Genomic DNA, 21,329 nt, shown 5'->3' with positions numbered 1-21,329 from the left:
TTCCTCCTATGTGTTTTATTTAATGAGCTGCTTTATTGCGAATGACGTCGAAGCCCACTGCCAAGGCAATGACCACACCAATGACAATCTGTTGCCAAAACGACGACACGTTAAGCAAGTTCAATCCATTACGAATCACAGCAAGCAACAAAGCACCCACCAAGGTTCCCGTTGCTTTGCCTGAGCCACCTGCCAAAGAAGCACCGCCAATAACTACCGACGCAATCGCATCAAGTTCATAACCGACACCGGCTTGAGGTTGCGCAGAAGTTAAGCGACCAGCCATTACTAAACCTGCCAGCGCAGCAAACATACCTGATAGACCAAAAACAGCTATCTGAACCTTATGCACTGCAATGCCAGAAAGGCGTGCTGCCTCTTGATTACCGCCGACGGCATACATTGATCGACCCAGCACAGTACGCTCTAAGATGAACCAGCATATTATTCCGGCAAGGATCATCATCACGATTGGGATAGGTACCCCAGCTATAGTGCTGCCCAGGAAGTTCACTGCTGGCGCCGTGGGAATGGGTGATCCTTGAGAGATAACGAGGGTGGCACCGCGGGCAATGGACATCATGGCGAGGGTAGCGATAAAGGATGGTATCTTGCCATAGGCGGTGGCAAGGCCACAGATAACACCAGCTAATAGCCCTATTGCTAAGCCAATGATGAGGCTGAGCCAACTTGGTAGTCCCACAGAACTAAACATGGATGCAGACACCATAGCGCCTAAAGCTGCAACAGAACCAACAGAGAGGTCAATACCTGCAGTGATAATGACAAAGGTCATGCCGAAGGCAAGAATAGCAACAGTGGCTGCCTGGATACCGATATTGATCACATTGGTGACGGTCAAAAAGTGTGGCGTAGCAATAAATAGAGCAATACATAAGGCAAGCAGACCTACTAATGCCCCATTATTCATCATCCAATTGAGGATTTTCTTACCCAGGGGTAATGAGGGTGTTGAGGTTTTTGCGGTAGTGCTCATGAGACTTTCTCCTCAATTTCTTTAGCAATTTCTTTGGCTTCATGATTTTCTTCAATAACAGCACTGCTGAGATTCGCCACTGCAAGGGTCATAATTTCATCTTGACTTGCTGTATTGGGTAGTTCTCCAGCGATCCTGCCATCTGACATCACCACTATGCGATCAGACATACCCAGCACTTCTGGCAGGTCAGAGGACACCATGAGCACTGCACCACCCGCAGCGGTAATGTCGTTGATGATGTTGTAGATCTCTACTCTGGCTCCCACATCAACACCGCGGGTGGGTTCGTCGAGTAGCAAAACTGTTGAACCTGCCAGCACCCACTTGGCGAACACGGCTTTTTGTTGATTACCACCTGATAAATCGGAAATTGGCTGGTCAATATCCGCCATGCGTATTTTTAATTTCTTGGCAACTTCCTGGGCGCGTTTCTTTTGCCCCCGACGATCCGCCAAGCCATACCGTGCTGAAGAAGATAACGTGGTCAGGCCAAGGTTTTCATTGATGCTGGCATCCAAAATGAGCCCTTGAGCTTTACGATCCTCGGGAACATGACCAATTCCTGCTTTGATGGCTGCTGCGATATTGCCCAATGGCATTGTTTTTCCATTGACCACAATCTTTCCACTATCAATGGTATCGGCACCAGCAATGGCTCGAATAAGCTCAGTGCGTCCTGCGCCAACCAAACCAGCTATGCCAACTACTTCACCAGCATGAACTTTTATGTTGATGTCGTGGAACTTTCCGGCAGCGCTGAGGTTTTTGATTTCTAGTACCGGTTGGGCTTTTTGTGTGGTTATGCGTGGGTATTGTTGTTCAATGTCACGACCGACCATGAGCCGCACGAGTTCATCTTCTGGGGTTGTAGCAGGCACTTCTGCTATGAAATGCCCATCGCGGAGTACAGAAATGCTGTCTGCAAGACGAGCCAATTCCTCTAGATGGTGCGAAATGAATACCATGCCCACGCCTTTGTCACGTAATTGTTCGAGTACGTTAAAGAGTTGGTCAGTTTCTTTGGCAGTAAGAGCTGCGGTGGGTTCGTCGAGAATAAGCATTCTGGCATTCATCGACAATGCTTTAGCAATTTCTACTAATTGTTGGCGGGCAATGCCTAATTCGCCTACTGGTGTATCCACGGACACATCCAGACCAATAAGGCGCAATGCTGCGGCTGCTTGTTGTTTGAGGAACGTGTAGTTCACGAGTCCCCAGCGTGATGGAGTGCGTCCGAGCATGATGTTTTCGGCAACTGTCATGCTTGGCACCAAGTTTAATTCTTGGTGGATTGTAGCGATACCCAGTGCTTCGGCTGCTTTGGTGTTAGGCAAGGTAACTTCATTGCCGTCGACGATGATTTTTCCAGCATCGGGCTGATACACACCTGACATCATTTTGATGAGCGTGGATTTACCTGCACCGTTTTCACCTAGTAGTGCTTGCACTTGCCCTCGACGCACTGCCAAGCTCACATTATCTATGACATTAACTGCACCGAAAGACTTAGAAATGCCTTCTAGCTGCATAATTACGTCAGACATCAAGCTCACCTCCTTATTAGTTTTTTCTTGCTTGTGCCTTTAGTAGTTGAGGCACGGGGAATGAAAGTAGTATCAATAGCGATTATTTCCTGTTCAGGTGGGGGTTGTGCTCGAGACATCCAGTTCACCAATAGTTGCACTGCTTGTTGTCCCATAGCCACTACATCTTGATCAATGACAGAAAGTGGTGTGGGTTGTACTCGCATATAGACCAGATCATCAAAACCCACTAGCGCGACGTCGTCGCCAATGTGTACCTCATGTGCATGGCAGTATTCCATGGCGCCTAGGGTCATCATGGAATCACCGGCAATGATTGCCGTTGCGCCGGCGTCGAGCAGGGCACGAGCACCTCTATGCCCCTGGGTTACCTCGAATCCACCATAGAAAATATGCTCTTGCGTATTATCCAATAATGCGGCATGAGCTGTGCGAAAAGCCTGCAAGCGACCTGCTCCGGTAGAAAGTTCCGCAGGTCCTGCAAGAAATCCGATATGGTGATGTCCTTGCTCAACGAGGTGTTCTAGTGCAGCATAAATACCAGGGTCAGGATGCGACACTACTGCTGGTAGAGAACAGTCGGTTAATACGCGGTCGATAAGTACCAGTGGTACTCCCAATTGCGCGATATGCTCTAATTCTTGTGTTGCCTTAGCGCTCGGTACGACGATCATCCCATCGACTTGATGCTGGTAAAGGGCATTAACGGTGTTTTTGAGTGTGAGAGCATCTTCATCATAAGAAGTGATGATGGTTGATAATCCATGTGCTGTGGCATTTTCTTGAATGGCAGCTGCCATAGTGGCGAAAAAAGGATTAACCAGTGTGGGAATACTTAAGCCAATGGTGTATGTGCGTGCAGTGCGTAACCCACGAGCTTGGATATTGGGTTTGTAATTGAGTTTTTGTGCTGCTGCTTGCACACGATTACGAGTGTCTTCAGAAATAATTGTTTTCCCAGCTAGTGCTCTCGATGCTGTGGATACAGAAACGCCTGCTGCGGCTGCAACATCTTTAAGATTTGCAGATGTGTTCACCAGCAGGTTCCTTTCTTTTTGCATTGCGGTGGAGTGTCCACACATAATGCAAACGATTGCACAAACTAACATCGCTAAAGCTAATGAGTTTTTATACAAAAGTCAAGTGAGGCGAGTCACTATCACTTTCTACTGATAACTGTAAGACACAAGCGATAGGCATTTATGCAACAGAGAAACCATATAATTCTATAAAATCCCGTCTAACTATTCCACAAAATCCGGTCTAGTAATGCCATAAAATCCGGTCTAAGTACCCCACAAAATCCGGTATATGCTATTCTAACTGCATGAATGAACAATACTAGGAGCTAATAATCAAAAACTTAAAGAGGACTTACTTACTACAGGTTTTCTTTTTGAGTCAGCTGTAGTGCATGATCTGCGTATCATGGTCGAGGCTTTAGGTGGAAAGATTTATCACTACCGGGATTCTAATGGTCACGAAATTGATGCAGTATTAACTTTTCCTGATGGGCGTTGGGCTGCAGTAGAAATTAAGTTGGGCGCTAAAGCAGCTCTCAATGCTCAAGATTCTCTCAAAAAAGCAGTCGCACAAATTAAAGCAGCTCAACCTCCAGCTTTTCTAGCAATTATCTCTGGGAATGGTCCAACATTAGCGCTGGGAGAAAACACAATTACTTTTCCGCTGAGTAGTTTAGGGTGGCATGGTAAGTAGAAACGACAAAATTTAGTTAGTCAACAAAAGACAATGTGGAAATTAAAAAAGCCCGCTGCCTGTGCAGCGGGTTTTTGTGGAGCATAGGAGAATCGAACTCCTGACCTCCTGCTTGCAAAGCAGGTGCTCTACCAATTGAGCTAATGCCCCTTGTTTCCGAGTGGGCCTAGCAAGAATCGAACTTGCGACCTCATCGTTATCAGCGATGCGCTCTAACCGACTGAGCTATAGGCCCTGGGAACGAGATAAAACTCTACCTAGTTCCCAGACATAAATGCAAATCAGCTGCATATGGGCTATATTATCGCCAATTTTTATCACTTATCATCGCGCACTGTTAGCTCTAACCCACCGAATAGGTCAACCAAGCTGTTATAGATTACTGCTGTCAAAGGAGCGAGCACGGACAACATGATTGTCACAATGGCACCTAATAGTCCGGCAAGGGATAGCACTAACCCAAAGCTGACAACTTGGTCACCACCAATACCGCCAATGATGTCATTGACATGATCCCAGACTCCGGCAATATCTAAACCGAGGTAGAGCAAACTGGCGCAAATAACCCAGGCAACCAAACCGACAAGGCTCAATGCCAGAGTCGTTCTAAACGCAGCTAAAGGTGAAATGCGGGTCACCAGCACCTTACGTCCTGCCATGATTAGTTCTCCTCTTTATCTGCTGGACCAGTAGTTTCGCCCTTTGCCACAGCTTCTGCTTCTTCTTCACCCTCACCTTCAACATTGCGATCAATTGCGAGCAATTCAACGCCATCTTCAAGATTGACTAAGCGAACACCCATTGTCGCACGCGAACTTGGGCGAATCTGATTAACCTCGGTGCGGATGACACCACCAGCTGAAGTGATTGCAAAGATTTGATCATCGTCGTCGACAGCCAATGCACTGATGAGTTTGCCACGCTTTGGCGTGTACTTGAAGGTCACTACACCAAGACCGCCTCGTCCTTGTGCAGAGTATTCTTCCATAGCAGTACGCTTACCATAACCGCCGCTTGTGGCAACCAAGAGGTACTCTCCGTCACGCACAACGCACATCTCTAGCAGTTGGTCGTCGCCACGGAAGCGCATACCTTTAACACCTGCTGTAGAACGTCCCATTGGGCGCAATTGATCATCATCAGCACTAAAGCGAATAGACTGTCCTTCTTCGGAAACAAGCAGGAGATCATCTTCATTAGAGCATAATGCGGCACCAATAAGTTTATCGCCTTCATTTAGATTGATCGCAATAAGTCCACCAGAGCGATTAGATTCATAGTCAGACAGACGCGATTTCTTGACCCTACCCTGTGCAGTAGCAAGTACCAGATAAGGAGCATCCTCGTAGGATTGAATTTTAATAACCTGCGCAATGCGTTCTTCTGGCTGGAACTCAAGTAGGTTTGCTACGTGCTGACCACGCGCAGTTCGCGTTGCTTCTGGCAGCTCAAAGGCTTTGAGTCGATACACTCGACCAAAGTTAGTAAAGAACAAAATCCAGTCATGGGTAGAACTAACAAAGAAGTGACGCACAATATCATCTTGCTTTAGTTCTGCCCCGCGAACGCCTTTACCGCCACGCTTTTGTGACTTATAAGCATCTACCTTGGTGCGCTTTGCATAACCAGTAGAAGTAATAGTCACCACAACATTTTCACGAGCAATCAGGTCTTCCTCAGTCACATCACCGGTGGCAGCAATGATTTCGGTGCGGCGCTCGTCGCCATGCTTATCGACGATCTCCTTAAGTTCATCACCAATAATTGCGCGCTGACGCTCAGGCTTTGCCAAAATATCCACATAATCGGCGATCTCTGCTTCAATTTCAGCCAATTCATCAATAATCTTCTGACGCTCCAGAGCTGCAAGCCTACGCAGTGGCATTGCCAAAATAGCCTCTGCCTGGATTTCGTCAACGTCGAGTAGCTCCATCAAACCAGTGCGAGCAACTTCAACAGTGGCGGAACGTCGAATAAGCGCAATAACTTCATCAAGCATATCGAGTGCTTTGATGAGTGCGCGAAGAATATGTGCTCGCTTTTCTGCCTCGTCTAAGCGGTATTGCGTGCGTCGAACAATAACTTCAATCTGATGATTAACATAATTGCGCAACATCTGATCGAGACGCAGGGTACGAGGCACTCCATCGACAATAGAGAGCATATTTGCGCTGAAATTGGTTTGCAGCTGTGAATGCTTATACAAATTGTTGAGCACCACGCGTGGCACTGCATCACGCTTGAGCGTAACCACAATACGCATACCCACACGGTCTGAGGACTCATCCTCAATTTTAGAAATACCGGCAAGTTTTCCATCACGAACTTGCTCTGCGATATTAGAGATGAGATTATCTGGATTTACCTGGAATGGTAACTCGGTAATGACAATAGCTTGGCGCGAACCTTCTTCTTCGATGGTACTAACGCCACGCATCCGAATAGAACCGCGACCAGTGGTATAAACATCTTTAATTCCTTGGCTGCCGACGATCAACCCAGCTGTTGGGAAATCTGGTCCTTTGATGTACTCCATGCACGCTTCTAGTGCAGTGGTGTCATCCGCGTCTGGATTCTCCAACATCCAGTAAATAGCATCGGCTAGCTCATTGAGGTTATGTGGCGGAATGTTGGTTGCCATACCCACGGCAATACCATTGGAACCATTCATCAATAGGTTTGGTACACGTGAGGGCAGCACCTGTGGTTCTTGAGTTTTGCCATCGTAGTTGGGAGAAAAGTCCACAGTATTTTCTCGAATGTCGCGCACCATTTCCATGGCCAATGGGGTGAGGCGACACTCGGTATAACGCATAGCAGCTGGACCATCGTTACCGCGAGAACCAAAATTACCCTGGCCGTCGACGAGCGGGTAACGCATATTCCAGTCTTGGCTTAAGCGTACGAGTGTGTCGTAGATTGCGCTGTCACCGTGTGGGTGGAATTGACCCATTGTGTCGGAAACTGGACGAGAAGACTTGACATAACTGCGATCTGGGCGGTAGCCAGAATCGTACATTGCGTAGAGAATACGGCGGTGTACAGGTTTAAGACCGTCCCGAACCTCGGGTAGCGCACGACCAACAATAACCGACATTGCATAGTCGATATAGCTGGTTTGCATTTCTTCATTGAGGTCAATGGGGCGGATACGGTCGAATGTATCTCCCGAGAGATCGTCGCTCATGAATTACCTTACTTTTCTTGTTATAGGAACATCACCCACTTTAATCGAAAAAAGACAAGAAAGCCGCTTATTTTGGCGTATAGTGCCCCAAAAGCAGGCAAGTGGTATCAAAGTGATACCACTTGTTAGGATGAGTTCATGGCAATGACACTTCGACTCACCCATGAACAAGACCGCGCATTGAGCTTACTTGCCCATATGCACGGCACCAGCAAACATGAAGCAGCAGTACGCGCCATAGTCTCTACTGCTGCCCGCGCGCTTGCCGACGCTCATGTCAATGATCTTGCCCATGCCCACATTGACAAGATCTCTCGCACCTATGAAAGACTGAAAGACCGCCCCACTCATGCACGCTCTAAGTAATGAACAAATGCTTATCATTGCTGATATTTTCTGCGAACGCTTTAATACACACATCACAGACTATGCTGCCTTGACCTGTATTAGTGCATTAAGTTCTGCAGCTATTCACTCAGTTCCTATATTCACTACCCCTCAGGCATATCTTGATTATGTCCATCTATTCATTGCACAAAATCCACCACTCGCCCACGCTAATGAAGCATTTAGTGAATACCTAGCGCGTATTTTCGTCGATCTTAATGACGCTACTTAATGTTTTTAACTACCTGAATATGTGTAGCAAAAGCACGCATTATCCAGTAACCTGCCAATCCAATAAAAGGACTAATTCCGCCTATACTAAACGCAAAAATGGCAGCAATCGGTATTTGAGAACCCCACACACTAATAAAATTGCTTAAAAACTCACTGCGAGTATCCCCAACTAAACGTAGTGCAGTCACATTACCGTAAGTAAAACCAATAATCGGACACAGAAGCACGATAATCAAGCTAACAAGAATATACGACCCAATAATATGGGTATCTTTTGCCAGAAACACAAAAGTTAGCGATGAAACAATAGCAACCATAATGGCAGCTACTACCCCAATACCCAGGAATAAACTACGAATTACGTGTATTCCAGCGACACCATTATGCTTTTGCTGCCAGTCATGTTCTTTACCAATGACATACAAGGCTGCCGTCGAAAAGCTTGACACCCAAATATATGCGACGATATGGAACTGCGTACCAAAACGCACACTTGCTAAAGCAGAGGCACCAGAAAAAGATAAAATAGCAACGAAAATAATACTGCCTGTGTAATCTACAAACGCAGAACTAGCTGCTGGCAGTGCCATTTTTTGCCACCCATGATAATTTTCAGCCGAATTTTCCTGCCGCACGTGTACGCTAGCCATACTCCACGTCAATGGCAGTAAAACAAGCAACGGAATACATACGCTAAAGGTGCTTGCTATACCTGCACCTAATGCCCCTAATTCTGGAAAGACACCAATACCAAAAATGAGTACTACATCTAGAAACACATTAATTGGTGCGCTCATTACCATGACCAACAGTGGAATGTTTTTTCGCCCCCACAAAGTCAAGAAAATTACCAAAGTCGTATTTATGATCTGGAAAATCAAGCCCGGAATTCTTGTAATGAAATAACAAAGACCCTCATGCCATAATTCGCTATCAACAAGATGCAAAGCAATGACTGCACCACCAATAGAAACAATCACAATACCTGCAGAAAGAGGAACCAAAAAACTTAAAACATTTTTTATGCCATATGTTTCACGTGACTGTTGTGAATTAACTCGTGGTGCCATGATTCGTACTGCCATGAGTGAACCTAAGAGAACATTCGTCGGTAATTCATAAAGCGTGATACCAATTGCAATTCCAGCAAGAGTCTGAGTGGAATAATGTCCAATAATTAAAGAATCAGTAAGGTCAATGGCAATACTGATAAATGAAGCAGCAATGATAGGTAAAGCATTTTTAGTAATTTCTTTAACTGAAAAATGTTTAGGCTGCATCATTATTCCTTAACTTTCAGAAAACCTAAAGAACTTAGATAGTAATATACGCGCACAAACAAAGTTTGCACGCGTATATTGTTGAGACAAAAGCCCAGAAGCTAAAACTTATACATCCAGGAAACGAACGTCCTTAGCTTTGCGAGTAATAAAGCTACGTCGGGCAGACACATCATCACCCATCAAAATGGAGAATAATTCATCTGCGCGCTGCGCATCCTCAATATCAACCCTACGCAATGTCCGAACACTTGGATCAAGAGTGGTTTCCCATAACTCTGAGGAGTTCATCTCACCAAGACCCTTATAACGCTGGATACCGTCTTCCTTGTTGATCTTGCGTCCTTGAGCAAGACCCTCAGCTAATTGTGCATCGCGTTCTGCGTCGGAATAAGCAAAACCTGGTTCACCCTTGCCCTGCCACTTCAACTTATACAGTGGTGGCTGTGCTAGATATACGTGACCCTCTTCAATGAGCTTTGGCATGAATCTAAACAGCAAGGTCAAAAGCAATGTTGCAATGTGCTGACCATCGACGTCCGCATCGGCCATAAGCACAACTTTGTGATAACGCAGCTTGCTAATGTCGAACTCATCATGAATACCTGTGCCTAATGCAGTAATAATTGCCTGCACCTCAGCATTTTTGAGCACCTTATCCAAGCGTGATTTCTCAACATTGAGAATTTTACCGCGCAACGGCAAAATCGCCTGGAATAAAGAATCACGACCGCCCTTTGCAGAACCACCCGCGGAATCACCCTCCACAATGTAGAGTTCTGATTTGACTGGATCATTAGAACGACAATCGGCAAGTTTACCAGGCAAACCAGCTGAGTTTGTTGCTGATTTACGAGCCATATCACGAGCACGTCGGGCAGCAATACGAGCATGAGCTGAAGAAAGCGCCTTATTAACAATGACTTTTGCTTCTGCAGGGTTAGCATCAAACCATTCAGAGATGTGCTCACCCACCATGCGCTGCACAAAACTCTTTACCTCAGTATTACCAAGTTTTGTTTTTGTCTGTCCCTCAAACTGTGGATCAGCAACACGCACAGAAATAACCGCAGCCAAACCCTCGCGGCAATCGTCGCCAGTTAATCGACCATCTTTTTCTTTGATTAACTTATGCGCTTTAGCATAGTTATTCATCAAAGTAGTCAGCGCAGCACGGAAACCTTCTTCATGGGTACCGCCCTCAATCGTGTTAATTGTGTTAGCAAAAGTATGCACACTTTGGCTATAACCAGAGTTCCATTGCATTGCTAACTCTACTTCTAGACCATCGCCTTTAGCATCAAAACTAACAATCGACGGGTGAATAGCTGATTTAGACTTGTTGAGGAATGACACATAATCCTCAAGACCATTGGGATAGTAGAAAGTCTTTTTCTTTTCTTTCTTTACTACTGCTTGATTGGAATCAGCTTGCTCATCGAGATCTTCCAAGGACGCAAGTTCAGCGCCCTGATCAGCAGCTGCCGCATCAGCAATTGCCTCTAATTCAATTTCTTCTTCAGTAGCTCGCTGATCGGTCAAAGTCATGGTCAAACCTTTGTTAAGGAATGCCATTTCTTGCAGACGACGCGCAATAGTGTCAAAAGAAAACTCAGTAGTCTCAAAAATTTCTGCGTCGGGCCAGAAACGAATAGTGGTTCCTGTACCACGAGCATTGCCACCCTCTACCAAATCATCAGGTACTGCATTGGTGAAGTTTTGGTACCAATGCTTGCCATCGCGCTTAATATCAGCTTCGACGCGGGTAGACAAGGCATTAACCACAGAAATACCCACACCATGTAGACCACCAGAAACTGCATAGGAATCTGAGTCGAACTTACCACCGGCGTGCAATTGAGTCATAACTACCTGCACTGTTGGTGCGCCAGAGGGGTGCATTTCCACTGGGATACCACGACCATTATCCACAACTTCCACGCCACCATCTTTAAGGAGGGTGACATCTACATTAGTGGCGTGACCAGCCATTGCCTCATCGACTGAGTTATCGACGACTTCCCATACTAAATGATGTAAGCCGCGTTCACCGGTAGAACCGATATACATACCTGGGCGTTTACGAACAGCCTCAAGTCCCTCAAGAATCGTAATGGATGAGGCGCCATATTCGTGTTCAGCAGTTGCCACGGAATTAGCACTCCTTGCTCTAAATTGCTCTTAGACGTTTTTATTCTACACTGTTTACTCCCCTACGCGCCTAGCTGCACACGGCTTTTAAGGGAAAATGAGCGCACTATCCATAGGTGTCTCTTGGACCTCTGCCCTTAACGTGCAAAGGACCATGCCGCCATGTAGGTGCTTTGGGACCATAAATATGCAATTTCACCACAACATTATCGCCGACTTCCACAGCAATTTTTTGCAAAATATCATGCTGCATATACCTAAGATTGGTCGCCCACGCAGTCGAGTCACAACTAATATGCAACTCTTTATTTTTCAGCATTTCTATCGTGGTATGCGATGCAACATTATGCCCCACGACGTCGCCCCAATGTGAAATAATCCAACCACCAGCGAGTTCTTTTTTCCATCCACGTGTTGTGATTTCCCTATTCACAATAGAAGAAAAACCCTCTAATTTATTTTTCTTACCCAATCCTCGTCCATCGCGACCAGTTGGATACCCTAAACGCGGTGGTCGAGATGGTGTTTTTTTCCTCGGCCGCACTATTGAAGTAAGTGAGATATTTCGTTTTTTTGCCTGCTGGCGGATACTAAGGAATTTTTGCGTTACTAAATCATCTTCTGGAGAAAAATCATTATCCATGCTTATTTCTCCTGTTCCTGAGGTTGATCGGAGTGCTTTAGTTGTTCAGTCTGGGAAGGATAAGAAAGAACCGACACTCTACCTGAATCAGTATCGCGCACACTGACGTTATAGCGATGTATTTGTTTGTCATGAGCATCGCTTTTAGCAAGATTTTCCGGTAAATCTTCATCAACAGCTGCGGTGATAAAGACCTGTTCCACATCATCAATGATTCCAGCGAGTTTTTGTCTACGCTGGGTATCAAGCTCGGCAAAAACGTCGTCAAGTATCAAAATGGGATTTACTCGGTCTTTTTTTAATAACTCGTATTCACCAAGGCGTAGGGCTAGAGCAAAAGACCAAGTCTCGCCATGACTTGCGAAACCTTTAGCAGGATAATTTCCCAAAAGTACCTCGAGATCATCTCGATGAGGACCAATAAGGCTTACCCCACGATCAATTTCTTTGGTGCGCATTTGTGATAATTCATGCAGCATTGCAGCTTCAAGAATCTCTACTCGTTCTACGACGGACAACTCTTGTGTTTGGAGTTGCTGCATAAGATCAGCATTATCAATAGTGCTGGAATATGCAATGGTCGCAGGACGTGATTCAGGAGCAATATGTGCATAAGCACTATGGACTAAAGGGAGTAATTCTGCGATAAGACTTAATCTAGCTTCAACAATTTGTGCACCATAATGAGCTAATTGCCCATCCCAGACATCTAATGTAGCAAGTGCTGTATCCGTATCTTCGCTAGCTGTGGTATGTGCCTGGGCAGTGTAACCACGTTTGAGAGCAGCAGTAGCAGTTTTTAATAATGAATTACGCTGCCGCAATACTTTGTCATAATCTGCTTTTACCCCAGCCAGTCGTGGGTATCTGCTGGCAATGATGTGGTCTAAAAATCTGCGTCTTTGTTCTGGTTCGCCACGTACCAGCGCTAAATCTTCTGGAGAAAACAACACAGTATGAACTACACCTAATAGTTCTCGTGGTGATTCCAAGCGAGTACGGTTTATCTGTGCCTGATTACTTCCTCGTGCGCTGATAAGTAAATGCGCTATGAGTTCTCTACCTTCATTGATTGCTTTTACTGATATTCGTGCAGATTGCGCACCTTGGCGAATCAACGGCATATCACTTGATACTCGGTGAGAACCTAGGTGCGCCATATATCCGATGGCCTCAACAATGTTTGTTTTGCCAAAGCCATTGCGGCCAACAAAAATGTTGACACCTGGTTGCAGTGCTATTGTGCACTGGTCCCAGGATCGGAAATCACGTAACTCAAGTTCACGAAGATACACTGTGGCGTCTTTTAATCCTTTTAATTCTTAGTTAGGCAGGCGAACTGGCATGAGCAAATAGATGAAATCAGATGCTGGCGTATCAAACATATCGTCCTCACCAAGTTCTGGTAATTGCTCTGGCTCTGGAATGAGAATTGCTGGTCGTGATGGCTCAGTAAAACCGAATACTACTCGGTCAGATGACACAGCACTCAGCCCATCTCGTAAATAACCTGGATTAAAGGCAATGAGCATTTCTTCATCGCCACTAAAAGCACAAGGGATTGCTTCTTCAGCATGACCGGCATCATTTCCACCTGCAGAGAGGATAAGTTCACCTTTGGTGAAGTTCATTCTGATCTGTGCATTGCGATCAGCAACCAAAGAGACACGTCGAATAGCATCTTGTAGCACGGAAACTTCTACACTTGCGATACAACGGTGTTTCTTTGGCAAAAGAGGCTCCACATTAGGAAACTCGGCATCGAGCATACGGCTAGTGGTTTGGCGCGACTCAACTCGAATACCAAAAAGACCATCTGATCCGATGTCCTCACCAGCACCAACAGCAATTTCTACCGGCTCTTTAGAATTTGCGTCTAGGGTACGAGCATTCTCAACTAGATTTTTTGCCAAAATAAGTAGTTTTGCTTGAGCATCTGCCACTGAAGGAACCCAGTTGAGGCGTCGAACAGCAAGACGGAATCGGTCAGTTGCAGTCAGAGTTACCAACTCACCATCAATTTCCATATACACACCGGTCAGCATTGGCAAAGTATCATCTTTACCTGCGGCAATACTGACCTGATTGATTGCATTAATAAAAAGTTGAGTATTAATAGCACCAGTAACCTCAGGTAATTGAGGTAAAGGTGGATAGTCGTCTAATGGAATTGAGGGCAGCTCAAAGCGAGAAGAACCACATACTAGCTGAACTGTGGAACCATCAACATAAATTTCTACTGGTTTAGCTGGCAAAGTATTAACAATGTCGGCGATGAGTTTACCAGCTACTGCTATTCGACCAGGTTGCTTTACCATTGCTGGGATATTTACCTTTGTGGACACTTCATAATCGAAACCAGCTAGTTCTAGTCCCTCGTCATGAGCAGTGATAAGCATAGCTCTTAGCACTGGTTGCGATGGTTTGGGTGATAAGTTTCGGGCAACCCACGATACTGCGCTAACTAAGTCTTCTTTCTCGACCTGAAATGACACATTCTGATCGTCCATACCAAGCTCCCTTTTGTCTTTTAATGTTTAGCCGTTTAGCTCAAAAATTTTTAATAAGAATTACAAAGACTAAAGTACCCGCCTTTCGACGTCAGCGAAACTCCATTTTTGTTCTTTGTGAATAACTGCTTCACTTTTTGTAATTTCTTGCCACTGTGGTTTTGAGCAGTTTTCCCCAAGCCCTGTTTTTATTAGAGATTTTTCTTAAATATATTTGGTAATAACAGTAAGTCCTGTGAAATCTGTGCATAACCATTGTAATTGCACGCTGATAAAAGTTTTTGCGTGTGAAAAATTATGTGTATTTTTTGTGAATAACACAGTTTGCTTGTGGATAACTTTTAGAGTGCTTTTGTTATTCACAATTTTTCCCCAGATTTTCAGTTTTTGTACACATTTTTTCTCTACTTTTCCACAACAGTTTTCCTTGATTTTTCACCCTGCTATTGCGCTGTAATGTGATGAGTTTCATATAGTTACATTGCTGTAATTACACAGCTGTGAATAACTTTTGTGGATAACTGATAAAAAAGAAAAACCTGCAGATAAAAAGATGTTTTTTATCCACAGGTTCTAGTTAGGAATGCAGAGAAATACTCTGCACTAGCCGCACTAGCCTTTAATCTGCATGGTAATCTGCTGAATCTCGTTATAGATCTCTTTGTTTTGTGCGATTTCCTTGCGTATTTTTCTGTCGGCATACATCACTGTTGTATGGTCTTTGCCACCAAAATTTTCCCCAATTTTCGGCAAAGATAGTTCAGTGAGTTCACGGCATAGGTACATGGCTATTTGCCGTGCATGGGCGATGTTTGTCCTTTTGACTTTGCCGCGAATATCAGCTGCTTTTACCTTGAAATAATCCGCAGTTACCTCAATGATTGTATCTGGTGTGATATCCACATTTGACTGGTCAGGGGTTATATTTTGTAGAGCAACTTCTGCTGTTTCTCTTGTGAGCTCAATTTTGTTCACTGAGGCATAGGCAGATACTCGAATAAAAGCACCTTCTAGTTCTCGGATAGAAGAATCAAATCTACTAGCAATAAGTTCTAGCACTTCCCTATCAGCTTCAATGCCTTCAGCTCGAGATTTCTTCGACAGAATTGCGATACGAGTTTCTAAATCAGGTGGATAAATGTCTGCGATAAGTCCTGCCTGGAACCGAGTGCGGAGTCGATCTTCCAAGGTGGTTAGCTGTTTTGGCGGACGATCTGAGCTGAGCACAATTTGCTTACCGCTTTGTTCTAGCGCGTTAAATGTATGGAAAAATTCTTCCTGAGTTCCTTCTTTACCTTGTAGGAACTGAATATCGTCAACCATCAAAATATCAACTTCACGGTAGCGACGCTTAAAAGAGGTTTGACGGTCGTCGCGAACTGAATTGATGTAGTCATTAGTGAATTCTTCACTAGAAACATATTTAATTTTTAGTTCTGGATTTAATTGGTGAGCATAATTACCAATGGCGTGCATCAGGTGCGTCTTGCCTAGACCAGAATCGCCCCAAATGAATAGCGGATTGTAGGCACGAGCAGGCTTTTCTGCTACAGCAATCGCAGCCGAAGCCGGCAATTTATTGGAGTCACTAATCACATAGTTGTCAAAGGTATGAGCAGGATTAAGCGATTCGAGTTTTTGTGCCTTATTCCCTGTTGTCTCGGTGAGAGTTGAACTAGGTGAGGTCGATAGTGTTGCTAATGTTGCTGCCGTGGTATTTGCCTGTGCGAAACTAATAGGATCAGGTTGTGCCACCTGGGTTTGACGCTTGAACCCTGTCTCATCATCAGCACTATGAGTAGTTTCCCAACCTATTTGAGCAGGTTGTGGCGCTGATTCTACCTGAGTAATTTCTTCATGCTCATTTTGCTGCTCGACGACAACCTGTGGATCAATGGTAACTGCAAGAGCAAAAGAGCGACCCATATGTGCGCTGAGCACTTGCGAGATGACACTACCGAGTTCGCCTTCGATAAAGTCCTTCGCCTTGGTATGGGGAACAGCTAGCACAGCAACACCTTGAACGAGTGCCACAGGCTTCGCCAAATGTAGATATGCGCGTTTTTGTGCACTAAGTGGATGCAGATTCGCTTCATTTTTCTCACTCAGTGAGATCAGCTCATCAACAACTTTCTTCCATGTCTCGTTGAGGGAAGTAGTATTTTCCGTCACGTTCTAGATTCCTATACCAATTTTTGTGTTCAAGCGTCCATATGGTTGTGTAATTGCGTCATTTTCAATTCACCGTTTTGTTCACAGAGTAAATTTCCGATGACCTGGAATTCCACAGAGTTTTCCACAGCTGTGGAAAACTCTACAGGATTACTTGTGGAAAAGTTATCCACAAGTAATTCACAAGCCTGTGGATAATGTTAAAAACTAAATTTAAGCCGTCTACCAGCAAAAACATTTAGTTTCCCACAAAGTCTCAACCTCACGTTGAGAGTTATCCACAGAAAAAGTTATTCACAAAAGAACTCCACACATTCTTACTTGAACACACCAGCGTTGTCTAAATGAGAATGAAAATAATTTTTTTCACAGCCTTATAGCAGCGTGATGTGTTACTTTTAGTTCAGATTTCATTAAGAAAACTACATATTGTTTCACGGTGAATAAAGTGCATGAGTAGTGCGATTTTCTACATTTTTATTGATGGCTGGAAAGGCTCAATACCCTACCAAGAGCAAAAATTACAAAAATGTTATTTCAGGGGTAAAATTGGGGTATTCGTATGTCGATTTGGTTAGGACAGCTTTTCTCGCGTACTCTTAAGGAAGTTTCGCATAGCGATGTGCTAGTTGTTACTGATTTCCAGTGATGGTTTGCCTCTCGCTTATGCATTATGAAAATCGCATTGATGTTTATCCAACAAATGAATATCTAGCGGTTGAGGTTTCCTGAGTTATTCAAGAGAAACCAGATATCATTTTTTGTTTGTGAAAAATGATCCAGCGCTTAATGCGCACGCATGACCTACCGTGTCATGCGCGTTCGATATGCGCTGATTATTTTTCTTTGTTATTGAGGAGTTTAATCGTGACTAAAGGAAAGCGGACATTCCAGCCGAATAACCGCCGTCGTGCACGTAAGCATGGTTTCCGTACCCGCATGGCTACTCGTGCTGGTCGTGCAATTGTAGCGGCTCGTCGTCGTAAGGGACGCGCACGCGTTACTGCCTAATGCAGTAGTGCTGCCTAAGTGTTTCGATAACGGTGTTTCCTTCACAGCATAAAATAACTGATTCTGCTACTTTCAGAAAAGTAATTCGGAATGGTAAACGTGCTGGTAGGAGCACCGTTGTTGTTCATTTATACCGAGAAAACTATGCCCATTCCACCACGTCTTCCAAAGACGCCACTGCATATCCCCACATCACAACAGGTGGACCTCGATGTGGTTTGATTGTTTCTAAAGCAGTAGGAAATGCGGTTAAGCGTCACCATCTTTCGCGTTGGTTGCGTGTGATAATAATGGATCAGATAAAACACAATTCCACACTGCGCGCAGATAGGGAGTTGTTGATCGTCGTACGGTTATTGGCACCGGCTAGCACTGCTAGTTTTAGCCAAATGCAACAGGATGTGAGTATGGCGTTGGAAAAAGCATATTCTCGGTTAACACCCCTGGTAAACACATAATCATGGCACAAAAACAACAAAGTTTTCTTACTCGTGGACTATTAAAAGCAGTTGAGTTTTACCAAAAGTATCTCTCTGCACTTAAAATGGGTTCTACGTGTCGTTTTGAGCCAGTATGTAGTGCCTATGCTTTCGACGCACTGACTAATCATGGTGCAGTCAAAGGTTGCATTCTCATTTGTGTTCGATTGGCAAAGTGTGGACCGTGGCATCCAGGCGGATTCGATCCAGTTCCGGTAAAGTCGCGGTGAGTGTGTCTAAAACGTCCAAGATCTTGCGTGTAGTGGAGGAGTTAAAGCTAAGGTGAGTATCATCACATGGCCTATGAATTTAATCTATTGGCCGATTTCTGCCATTTTATGGTTCTGGCATAAAGTCGTCAGTTTTGTACTTGATCCTGGATCCGGTATTTCCTGGTTACTAGCAATTGTGTTGCTTACATTCACAGTTCGTCTTTTGCTCTTAAAACCAACCATCAATCAAATGCGTTCTATGCGTCGTATGCAAGAGTTCCAGCCTAGAATGCAGGAAATACGCAAAAAATACGCAAAAGACCAGCAAAAAATGATGGAGGAAACTCGTAAACTCCAAAAAGAAATGGGCATCAATCCATTAGCTGGTTGTTTACCTATACTTATCCAGATCCCTGTATTTATCGGTTTGTTCCATGTGCTGCGTTCTTTTAACCGCACTGGTACCGGTATAGGTCAGATGGGCTTGAGCATTGAAGAAAATCGCCAAATGGCTAACTACATCTTCTCCCCACAAGATGTGCAATCCTTCCTGGATGCGCGTCTTTTTGGTGTTCCACTATCTGCCTACATCTCTATGCCGGAAAATATGTATGCAGCTTTCCAACCGGTTGATTTCACCCGTGTCAGTATCATGTTGGTTGCAGTACCATTGATTGTGCTTATCGTTGCTGCTACTCACATGAACGCTCGGTTGAGTGTGGCTCGTCAAAAGGAGCGCATTGCCTCCGGTAAACAAAAAGCTGCTACTTCTTCTCAAGCTCAAATGCAGGCAGATATCATGAACAAAATGATGCTCTGGTTCTTCCCTCTAACTATTTTGTTTACGGGTGTATTCTGGCACATTGGTTTGCTCATGTATATGGCATCCAATAACATCTGGACTTTCTTCCAGCAGCGTATGGTGTTTGCCAAAATGGATGCTGAAGAAGAGGCAGAAATTCAGGCAAAGAAAGAAGCAAAACGCGCTAGCGCACCAAAACCAGGACAGCGTCCTAATAATCCAAAACGCAAGAAGAAATAACACTCTCATGGTTATCACCGGCCCACCACGGCTGGTGATTTTTCTTCTACGACACCCTCTATGATGAACACTATGCACAATGTAGATGCCTACGGCAATGAGATAGTCACCTCGCCAGAAATACTCACCCTTGTGGAAGACATCTTTGGCACTCATGCGGAAAAAGCCATTGAATATCATCGTCTTCTCGCTACCGACGGTTCTATCCGCGGTTTTATGGGACCTAGGGAAATACCAAAACTATGGGATAGACACATTCTTAACTGTGCTGTCATTAGTGAACTTGTGCCTATAGCTGGACAACCAACAATCGTTGATATTGGGTCAGGCGCAGGATTACCAGGTATCCCTCTTGCGTTAGCGCGACCAGACATTGACATTTTTCTCGTCGAGCCGCTGCTCAAGCGTGCTACTTTTCTCCAAGAAGTAAGCGAAAAATTAGCGCTAGAAAATGTGCAGGTGATTCGTGGTCGTGCCGAGGAAAAAACAGTGAAAAAGCAAATAGGTAGCGTTGACCTCGTGACCTCGAGAGCTGTAGCGCCGCTTGGAAAATTAGCTGGTTGGTCATTGCCACTCTGCAAAAAACACGGCGCTATGATCGCCATGAAAGGCACAACTGTCAGGGAAGAAATCGCCAGAGATGCTGCGCTAATTAAAAAAGCAGGCGGTGGCACAGCTGAGGTTTTGGTCGTCGGTAAGCAATTAACGCAGCCAACGACCGTGGTGAGAATCCCAAAACTAGATTCGATAAAGAAGTAGAGTAGGATAAATACACGACTAATACCAACGACGAAGAAAGGTCTGTATGGACGAGTTAAACTGGGATGATACGCCGATTGCCGCAGCAGCACGTCGGGCAGCCCAGGTATTGACCCCCAACAGCCTCAGCTTGCCTCGTCCAACCGCACCACGACGACTTACCGTTGCCAATCAAAAAGGTGGGGTCGGGAAAACCACAAGCTCAGTAAATCTTGCTGCAGGACTGGCAATCAATGGGCTTAAAGTCCTCGTCATAGATCTTGACCCACAAGGCAATGCCTCTACTGCACTCGGTGTGGAACACCGCGCAGGAACCCCCTCAAGCTATGAGCTGATTATTGGGCAATGTACCGCCGAGCAAGCAATGGCACAATCGACAGCAAGCGAAAATCTTTATTGCATTCCCGCCACTATTGATCTTGCTGGTGCAGAAATTGAGTTAGTGTCTATGGTGCGTCGTGAGTATCGACTACGTGATGCTCTCGATTCACCATTTATCCAAGAGGCAGACTTCGATTATATTTTCATCGACTGTCCGCCTTCGCTGGGATTGCTCACAATTAACGCTATGACCGCAGTTAATGAGGTACTTATTCCTATTCAATGTGAGTATTATGCGCTAGAAGGTGTTGGGCAGTTGCTCAATAACATTGCGATGATTCGCCAACATCTCAACCCAGAACTGCATATCTCCACCATTTTGCTTACCATGTACGATGGACGCACCAAGCTAGCGGAACAAGTCACCCAAGAAGTGCGGGAGCATTTTGGTGATGTGGTATTGCGGACAAAAATTCCGCGTTCCATCAAAGTCTCAGAAGCACCTGGTTATGGGCAAACCGTGTTGGCCTATGATCCAGGTTCTCGTGGGGCAATGGCATATTTAGATGCAGCGCGTGAACTTGCTCGTCGTGGTGACTATGTACCAAACGAAGATTCGGGTGCTATTGGTGTGGCACCGCAGCCAGAGGCACAAGACTCAGCAGAAACTAAGGAGTAATT

At 45.0% G+C, this 21,329-nt stretch carries 20 protein-coding genes and 2 tRNA genes; 9 read left to right on the top strand and 13 right to left on the bottom strand.

What is annotated here, in order from left to right; translation table 11 throughout:
* Positions 1–19: 19 nt before the first annotated feature.
* The 3 genes from EML15_RS03860 to EML15_RS03850 are packed head-to-tail and all read right to left on the bottom strand — an operon-like array spanning position 20 to position 3,581.
* On the bottom strand, positions 20–997 hold the full coding sequence (locus tag EML15_RS03860; RefSeq protein ID WP_168194991.1) for an ABC transporter permease: 978 nt from the start codon (positions 995–997) through the stop codon (positions 20–22).
* Positions 994–2,544 carry a sugar ABC transporter ATP-binding protein gene (locus EML15_RS03855; RefSeq protein WP_144273557.1) on the bottom strand — a complete coding sequence of 517 codons (1,551 nt, stop codon included), beginning with the start codon at positions 2,542–2,544 and terminating at the stop codon, positions 994–996. Before EML15_RS03855 ends, EML15_RS03860 begins: the two co-directional genes overlap by 4 nt.
* Before the next feature lie 5 nt (positions 2,545–2,549).
* Positions 2,550–3,581, bottom strand: coding sequence for a LacI family DNA-binding transcriptional regulator (locus EML15_RS03850; RefSeq protein ID WP_246846926.1), 1,032 nt, complete (start codon positions 3,579–3,581; stop codon positions 2,550–2,552).
* Positions 3,582–3,882: 301 nt separating this feature from the next.
* Here EML15_RS03850 and EML15_RS03845 point away from each other — a divergent pair, with 301 nt between their 5' ends.
* Positions 3,883–4,260, top strand: a complete 378-nt coding sequence (locus EML15_RS03845) for a DUF4143 domain-containing protein (RefSeq protein ID WP_144273555.1) — start codon at positions 3,883–3,885, stop codon at positions 4,258–4,260.
* Positions 4,261–4,337: 77 nt separating this feature from the next.
* Here EML15_RS03845 and EML15_RS03840 read toward each other — a convergent pair.
* The 4 genes from EML15_RS03840 to gyrA form a co-directional block, all read right to left on the bottom strand.
* Positions 4,338–4,410, bottom strand: a tRNA-Ala gene (locus tag EML15_RS03840).
* 11 nt (positions 4,411–4,421) lie between these two features.
* Positions 4,422–4,495 (bottom strand) — tRNA-Ile (locus EML15_RS03835).
* 82 nt (positions 4,496–4,577) lie between these two features.
* Entirely contained in the window at positions 4,578–4,919 is a 342-nt protein-coding gene (locus EML15_RS03830; RefSeq protein ID WP_144273554.1) for a DUF3566 domain-containing protein, read from the bottom strand.
* Positions 4,920–4,921: 2 nt separating this feature from the next.
* Positions 4,922–7,447, bottom strand: a complete 2,526-nt coding sequence (gene gyrA / locus EML15_RS03825) for a DNA gyrase subunit A (RefSeq protein WP_144273553.1) — start codon at positions 7,445–7,447, stop codon at positions 4,922–4,924.
* Between the two features lie 138 nt (positions 7,448–7,585).
* On the opposite strand from gyrA, the gene EML15_RS03820 reads away from it, so the two are divergent.
* Both EML15_RS03820 and EML15_RS03815 read left to right on the top strand, forming a co-directional pair.
* Complete coding sequence (locus EML15_RS03820; protein WP_144273552.1) at positions 7,586–7,813, top strand: CopG family transcriptional regulator; 228 nt, start codon at positions 7,586–7,588, stop codon at positions 7,811–7,813.
* Entirely contained in the window at positions 7,797–8,066 is a 270-nt protein-coding gene (locus EML15_RS03815) for a hypothetical protein (RefSeq protein ID WP_144273551.1), read from the top strand. Before EML15_RS03820 ends, EML15_RS03815 begins: the two co-directional genes overlap by 17 nt.
* Here EML15_RS03815 and EML15_RS03810 read toward each other — a convergent pair.
* From EML15_RS03810 to dnaA, 6 genes are all read right to left on the bottom strand, one after another.
* On the bottom strand, positions 8,059–9,351 hold the full coding sequence (locus EML15_RS03810) for an MATE family efflux transporter (RefSeq protein WP_144273550.1): 1,293 nt from the start codon (positions 9,349–9,351) through the stop codon (positions 8,059–8,061). The genes EML15_RS03815 and EML15_RS03810 overlap by 8 nt on opposite strands.
* 105 nt (positions 9,352–9,456) lie before the next feature.
* Positions 9,457–11,499: a DNA topoisomerase (ATP-hydrolyzing) subunit B gene (gyrB, locus tag EML15_RS03805; protein ID WP_144273549.1), complete on the bottom strand. Its 2,043-nt coding sequence runs from the start codon at positions 11,497–11,499 to the stop codon at positions 9,457–9,459.
* Between the two features lie 106 nt (positions 11,500–11,605).
* Positions 11,606–12,142: a DciA family protein gene (locus EML15_RS03800; RefSeq protein WP_144273548.1), complete on the bottom strand. Its 537-nt coding sequence runs from the start codon at positions 12,140–12,142 to the stop codon at positions 11,606–11,608.
* Between the two features lie 2 nt (positions 12,143–12,144).
* The gene (recF, locus tag EML15_RS03795; protein WP_144273547.1) at positions 12,145–13,437 is read right to left on the bottom strand and encodes a DNA replication/repair protein RecF; all 1,293 of its coding nucleotides are present in this window, start codon (positions 13,435–13,437) and stop codon (positions 12,145–12,147) included.
* A gap of 27 nt (positions 13,438–13,464) precedes the next feature.
* A complete protein-coding gene (dnaN, locus tag EML15_RS03790) occupies positions 13,465–14,652 on the bottom strand; it encodes a DNA polymerase III subunit beta (protein WP_144273546.1) in 1,188 nt (395 codons plus the stop codon).
* Positions 14,653–15,264: 612 nt separating this feature from the next.
* The gene (dnaA, locus tag EML15_RS03785) at positions 15,265–16,824 is read right to left on the bottom strand and encodes a chromosomal replication initiator protein DnaA (protein WP_144273545.1); all 1,560 of its coding nucleotides are present in this window, start codon (positions 16,822–16,824) and stop codon (positions 15,265–15,267) included.
* A gap of 867 nt (positions 16,825–17,691) precedes the next feature.
* On the opposite strand from dnaA, the gene rpmH reads away from it, so the two are divergent.
* The 6 genes from rpmH to EML15_RS03755 all read left to right on the top strand — a co-directional run bounded on the left by rpmH (position 17,692) and on the right by EML15_RS03755 (position 21,327).
* Positions 17,692–17,835 (top strand): 50S ribosomal protein L34, encoded by a 144-nt coding sequence (gene rpmH / locus EML15_RS03780; protein ID WP_144273544.1) that lies wholly within the window; start codon positions 17,692–17,694, stop codon positions 17,833–17,835.
* Between the two features lie 32 nt (positions 17,836–17,867).
* Positions 17,868–18,293 carry a ribonuclease P protein component gene (gene rnpA, locus EML15_RS03775; RefSeq protein WP_144273543.1) on the top strand — a complete coding sequence of 142 codons (426 nt, stop codon included), beginning with the start codon at positions 17,868–17,870 and terminating at the stop codon, positions 18,291–18,293.
* A 2-nt stretch (positions 18,294–18,295) separates the two neighbouring features.
* On the top strand, positions 18,296–18,544 hold the full coding sequence (gene yidD / locus EML15_RS03770) for a membrane protein insertion efficiency factor YidD (RefSeq protein ID WP_144273542.1): 249 nt from the start codon (positions 18,296–18,298) through the stop codon (positions 18,542–18,544).
* Positions 18,545–18,617: 73 nt separating this feature from the next.
* Positions 18,618–19,568, top strand: coding sequence for a membrane protein insertase YidC (yidC, locus tag EML15_RS03765; protein ID WP_144274094.1), 951 nt, complete (start codon positions 18,618–18,620; stop codon positions 19,566–19,568).
* A 72-nt stretch (positions 19,569–19,640) separates the two neighbouring features.
* Positions 19,641–20,327: a 16S rRNA (guanine(527)-N(7))-methyltransferase RsmG gene (gene rsmG / locus EML15_RS03760; protein ID WP_144273541.1), complete on the top strand. Its 687-nt coding sequence runs from the start codon at positions 19,641–19,643 to the stop codon at positions 20,325–20,327.
* A 46-nt stretch (positions 20,328–20,373) separates the two neighbouring features.
* On the top strand, positions 20,374–21,327 hold the full coding sequence (locus tag EML15_RS03755) for a ParA family protein (protein WP_144273540.1): 954 nt from the start codon (positions 20,374–20,376) through the stop codon (positions 21,325–21,327).
* Positions 21,328–21,329: the final 2 nt, after the last annotated feature.

Source organism: Corynebacterium sp. sy017, from assembly GCF_017918135.1.
In the GTDB taxonomy this organism is placed as follows: domain Bacteria; phylum Actinomycetota; class Actinomycetes; order Mycobacteriales; family Mycobacteriaceae; genus Corynebacterium.
Note: the sequence above shows the minus strand (reverse complement) of the source record. Positions and strands in the feature narration are given on the sequence as shown.

What these genes read in the sequence shown, in the direction of transcription:
- dnaN (WP_144273546.1), bottom strand. Translation starts at nt 14,652, where the DNA reads ATGGACGATCAGAATGTGTCATTTCAGGTCGAGAAAGAAGACTTAGTT.
- EML15_RS03815 (WP_144273551.1), top strand. Translation starts at nt 7,797, where the DNA reads ATGCACGCTCTAAGTAATGAACAAATGCTTATCATTGCTGATATTTTC.
- EML15_RS03820 (WP_144273552.1), top strand. Translation starts at nt 7,586, where the DNA reads ATGGCAATGACACTTCGACTCACCCATGAACAAGACCGCGCATTGAGC.
- EML15_RS03755 (WP_144273540.1), top strand. Translation starts at nt 20,374, where the DNA reads ATGGACGAGTTAAACTGGGATGATACGCCGATTGCCGCAGCAGCACGT.
- yidD (WP_144273542.1), top strand. Translation starts at nt 18,296, where the DNA reads ATGGCACAAAAACAACAAAGTTTTCTTACTCGTGGACTATTAAAAGCA.
- EML15_RS03855 (WP_144273557.1), bottom strand. Translation starts at nt 2,544, where the DNA reads ATGTCTGACGTAATTATGCAGCTAGAAGGCATTTCTAAGTCTTTCGGT.
- EML15_RS03800 (WP_144273548.1), bottom strand. Translation starts at nt 12,142, where the DNA reads ATGGATAATGATTTTTCTCCAGAAGATGATTTAGTAACGCAAAAATTC.
- EML15_RS03830 (WP_144273554.1), bottom strand. Translation starts at nt 4,919, where the DNA reads ATGGCAGGACGTAAGGTGCTGGTGACCCGCATTTCACCTTTAGCTGCG.
- gyrA (WP_144273553.1), bottom strand. Translation starts at nt 7,447, where the DNA reads ATGAGCGACGATCTCTCGGGAGATACATTCGACCGTATCCGCCCCATT.
- EML15_RS03860 (WP_168194991.1), bottom strand. Translation starts at nt 997, where the DNA reads ATGAGCACTACCGCAAAAACCTCAACACCCTCATTACCCCTGGGTAAG.
- EML15_RS03810 (WP_144273550.1), bottom strand. Translation starts at nt 9,351, where the DNA reads ATGATGCAGCCTAAACATTTTTCAGTTAAAGAAATTACTAAAAATGCT.
- rsmG (WP_144273541.1), top strand. Translation starts at nt 19,641, where the DNA reads ATGCACAATGTAGATGCCTACGGCAATGAGATAGTCACCTCGCCAGAA.
- yidC (WP_144274094.1), top strand. Translation starts at nt 18,618, where the DNA reads ATGAATTTAATCTATTGGCCGATTTCTGCCATTTTATGGTTCTGGCAT.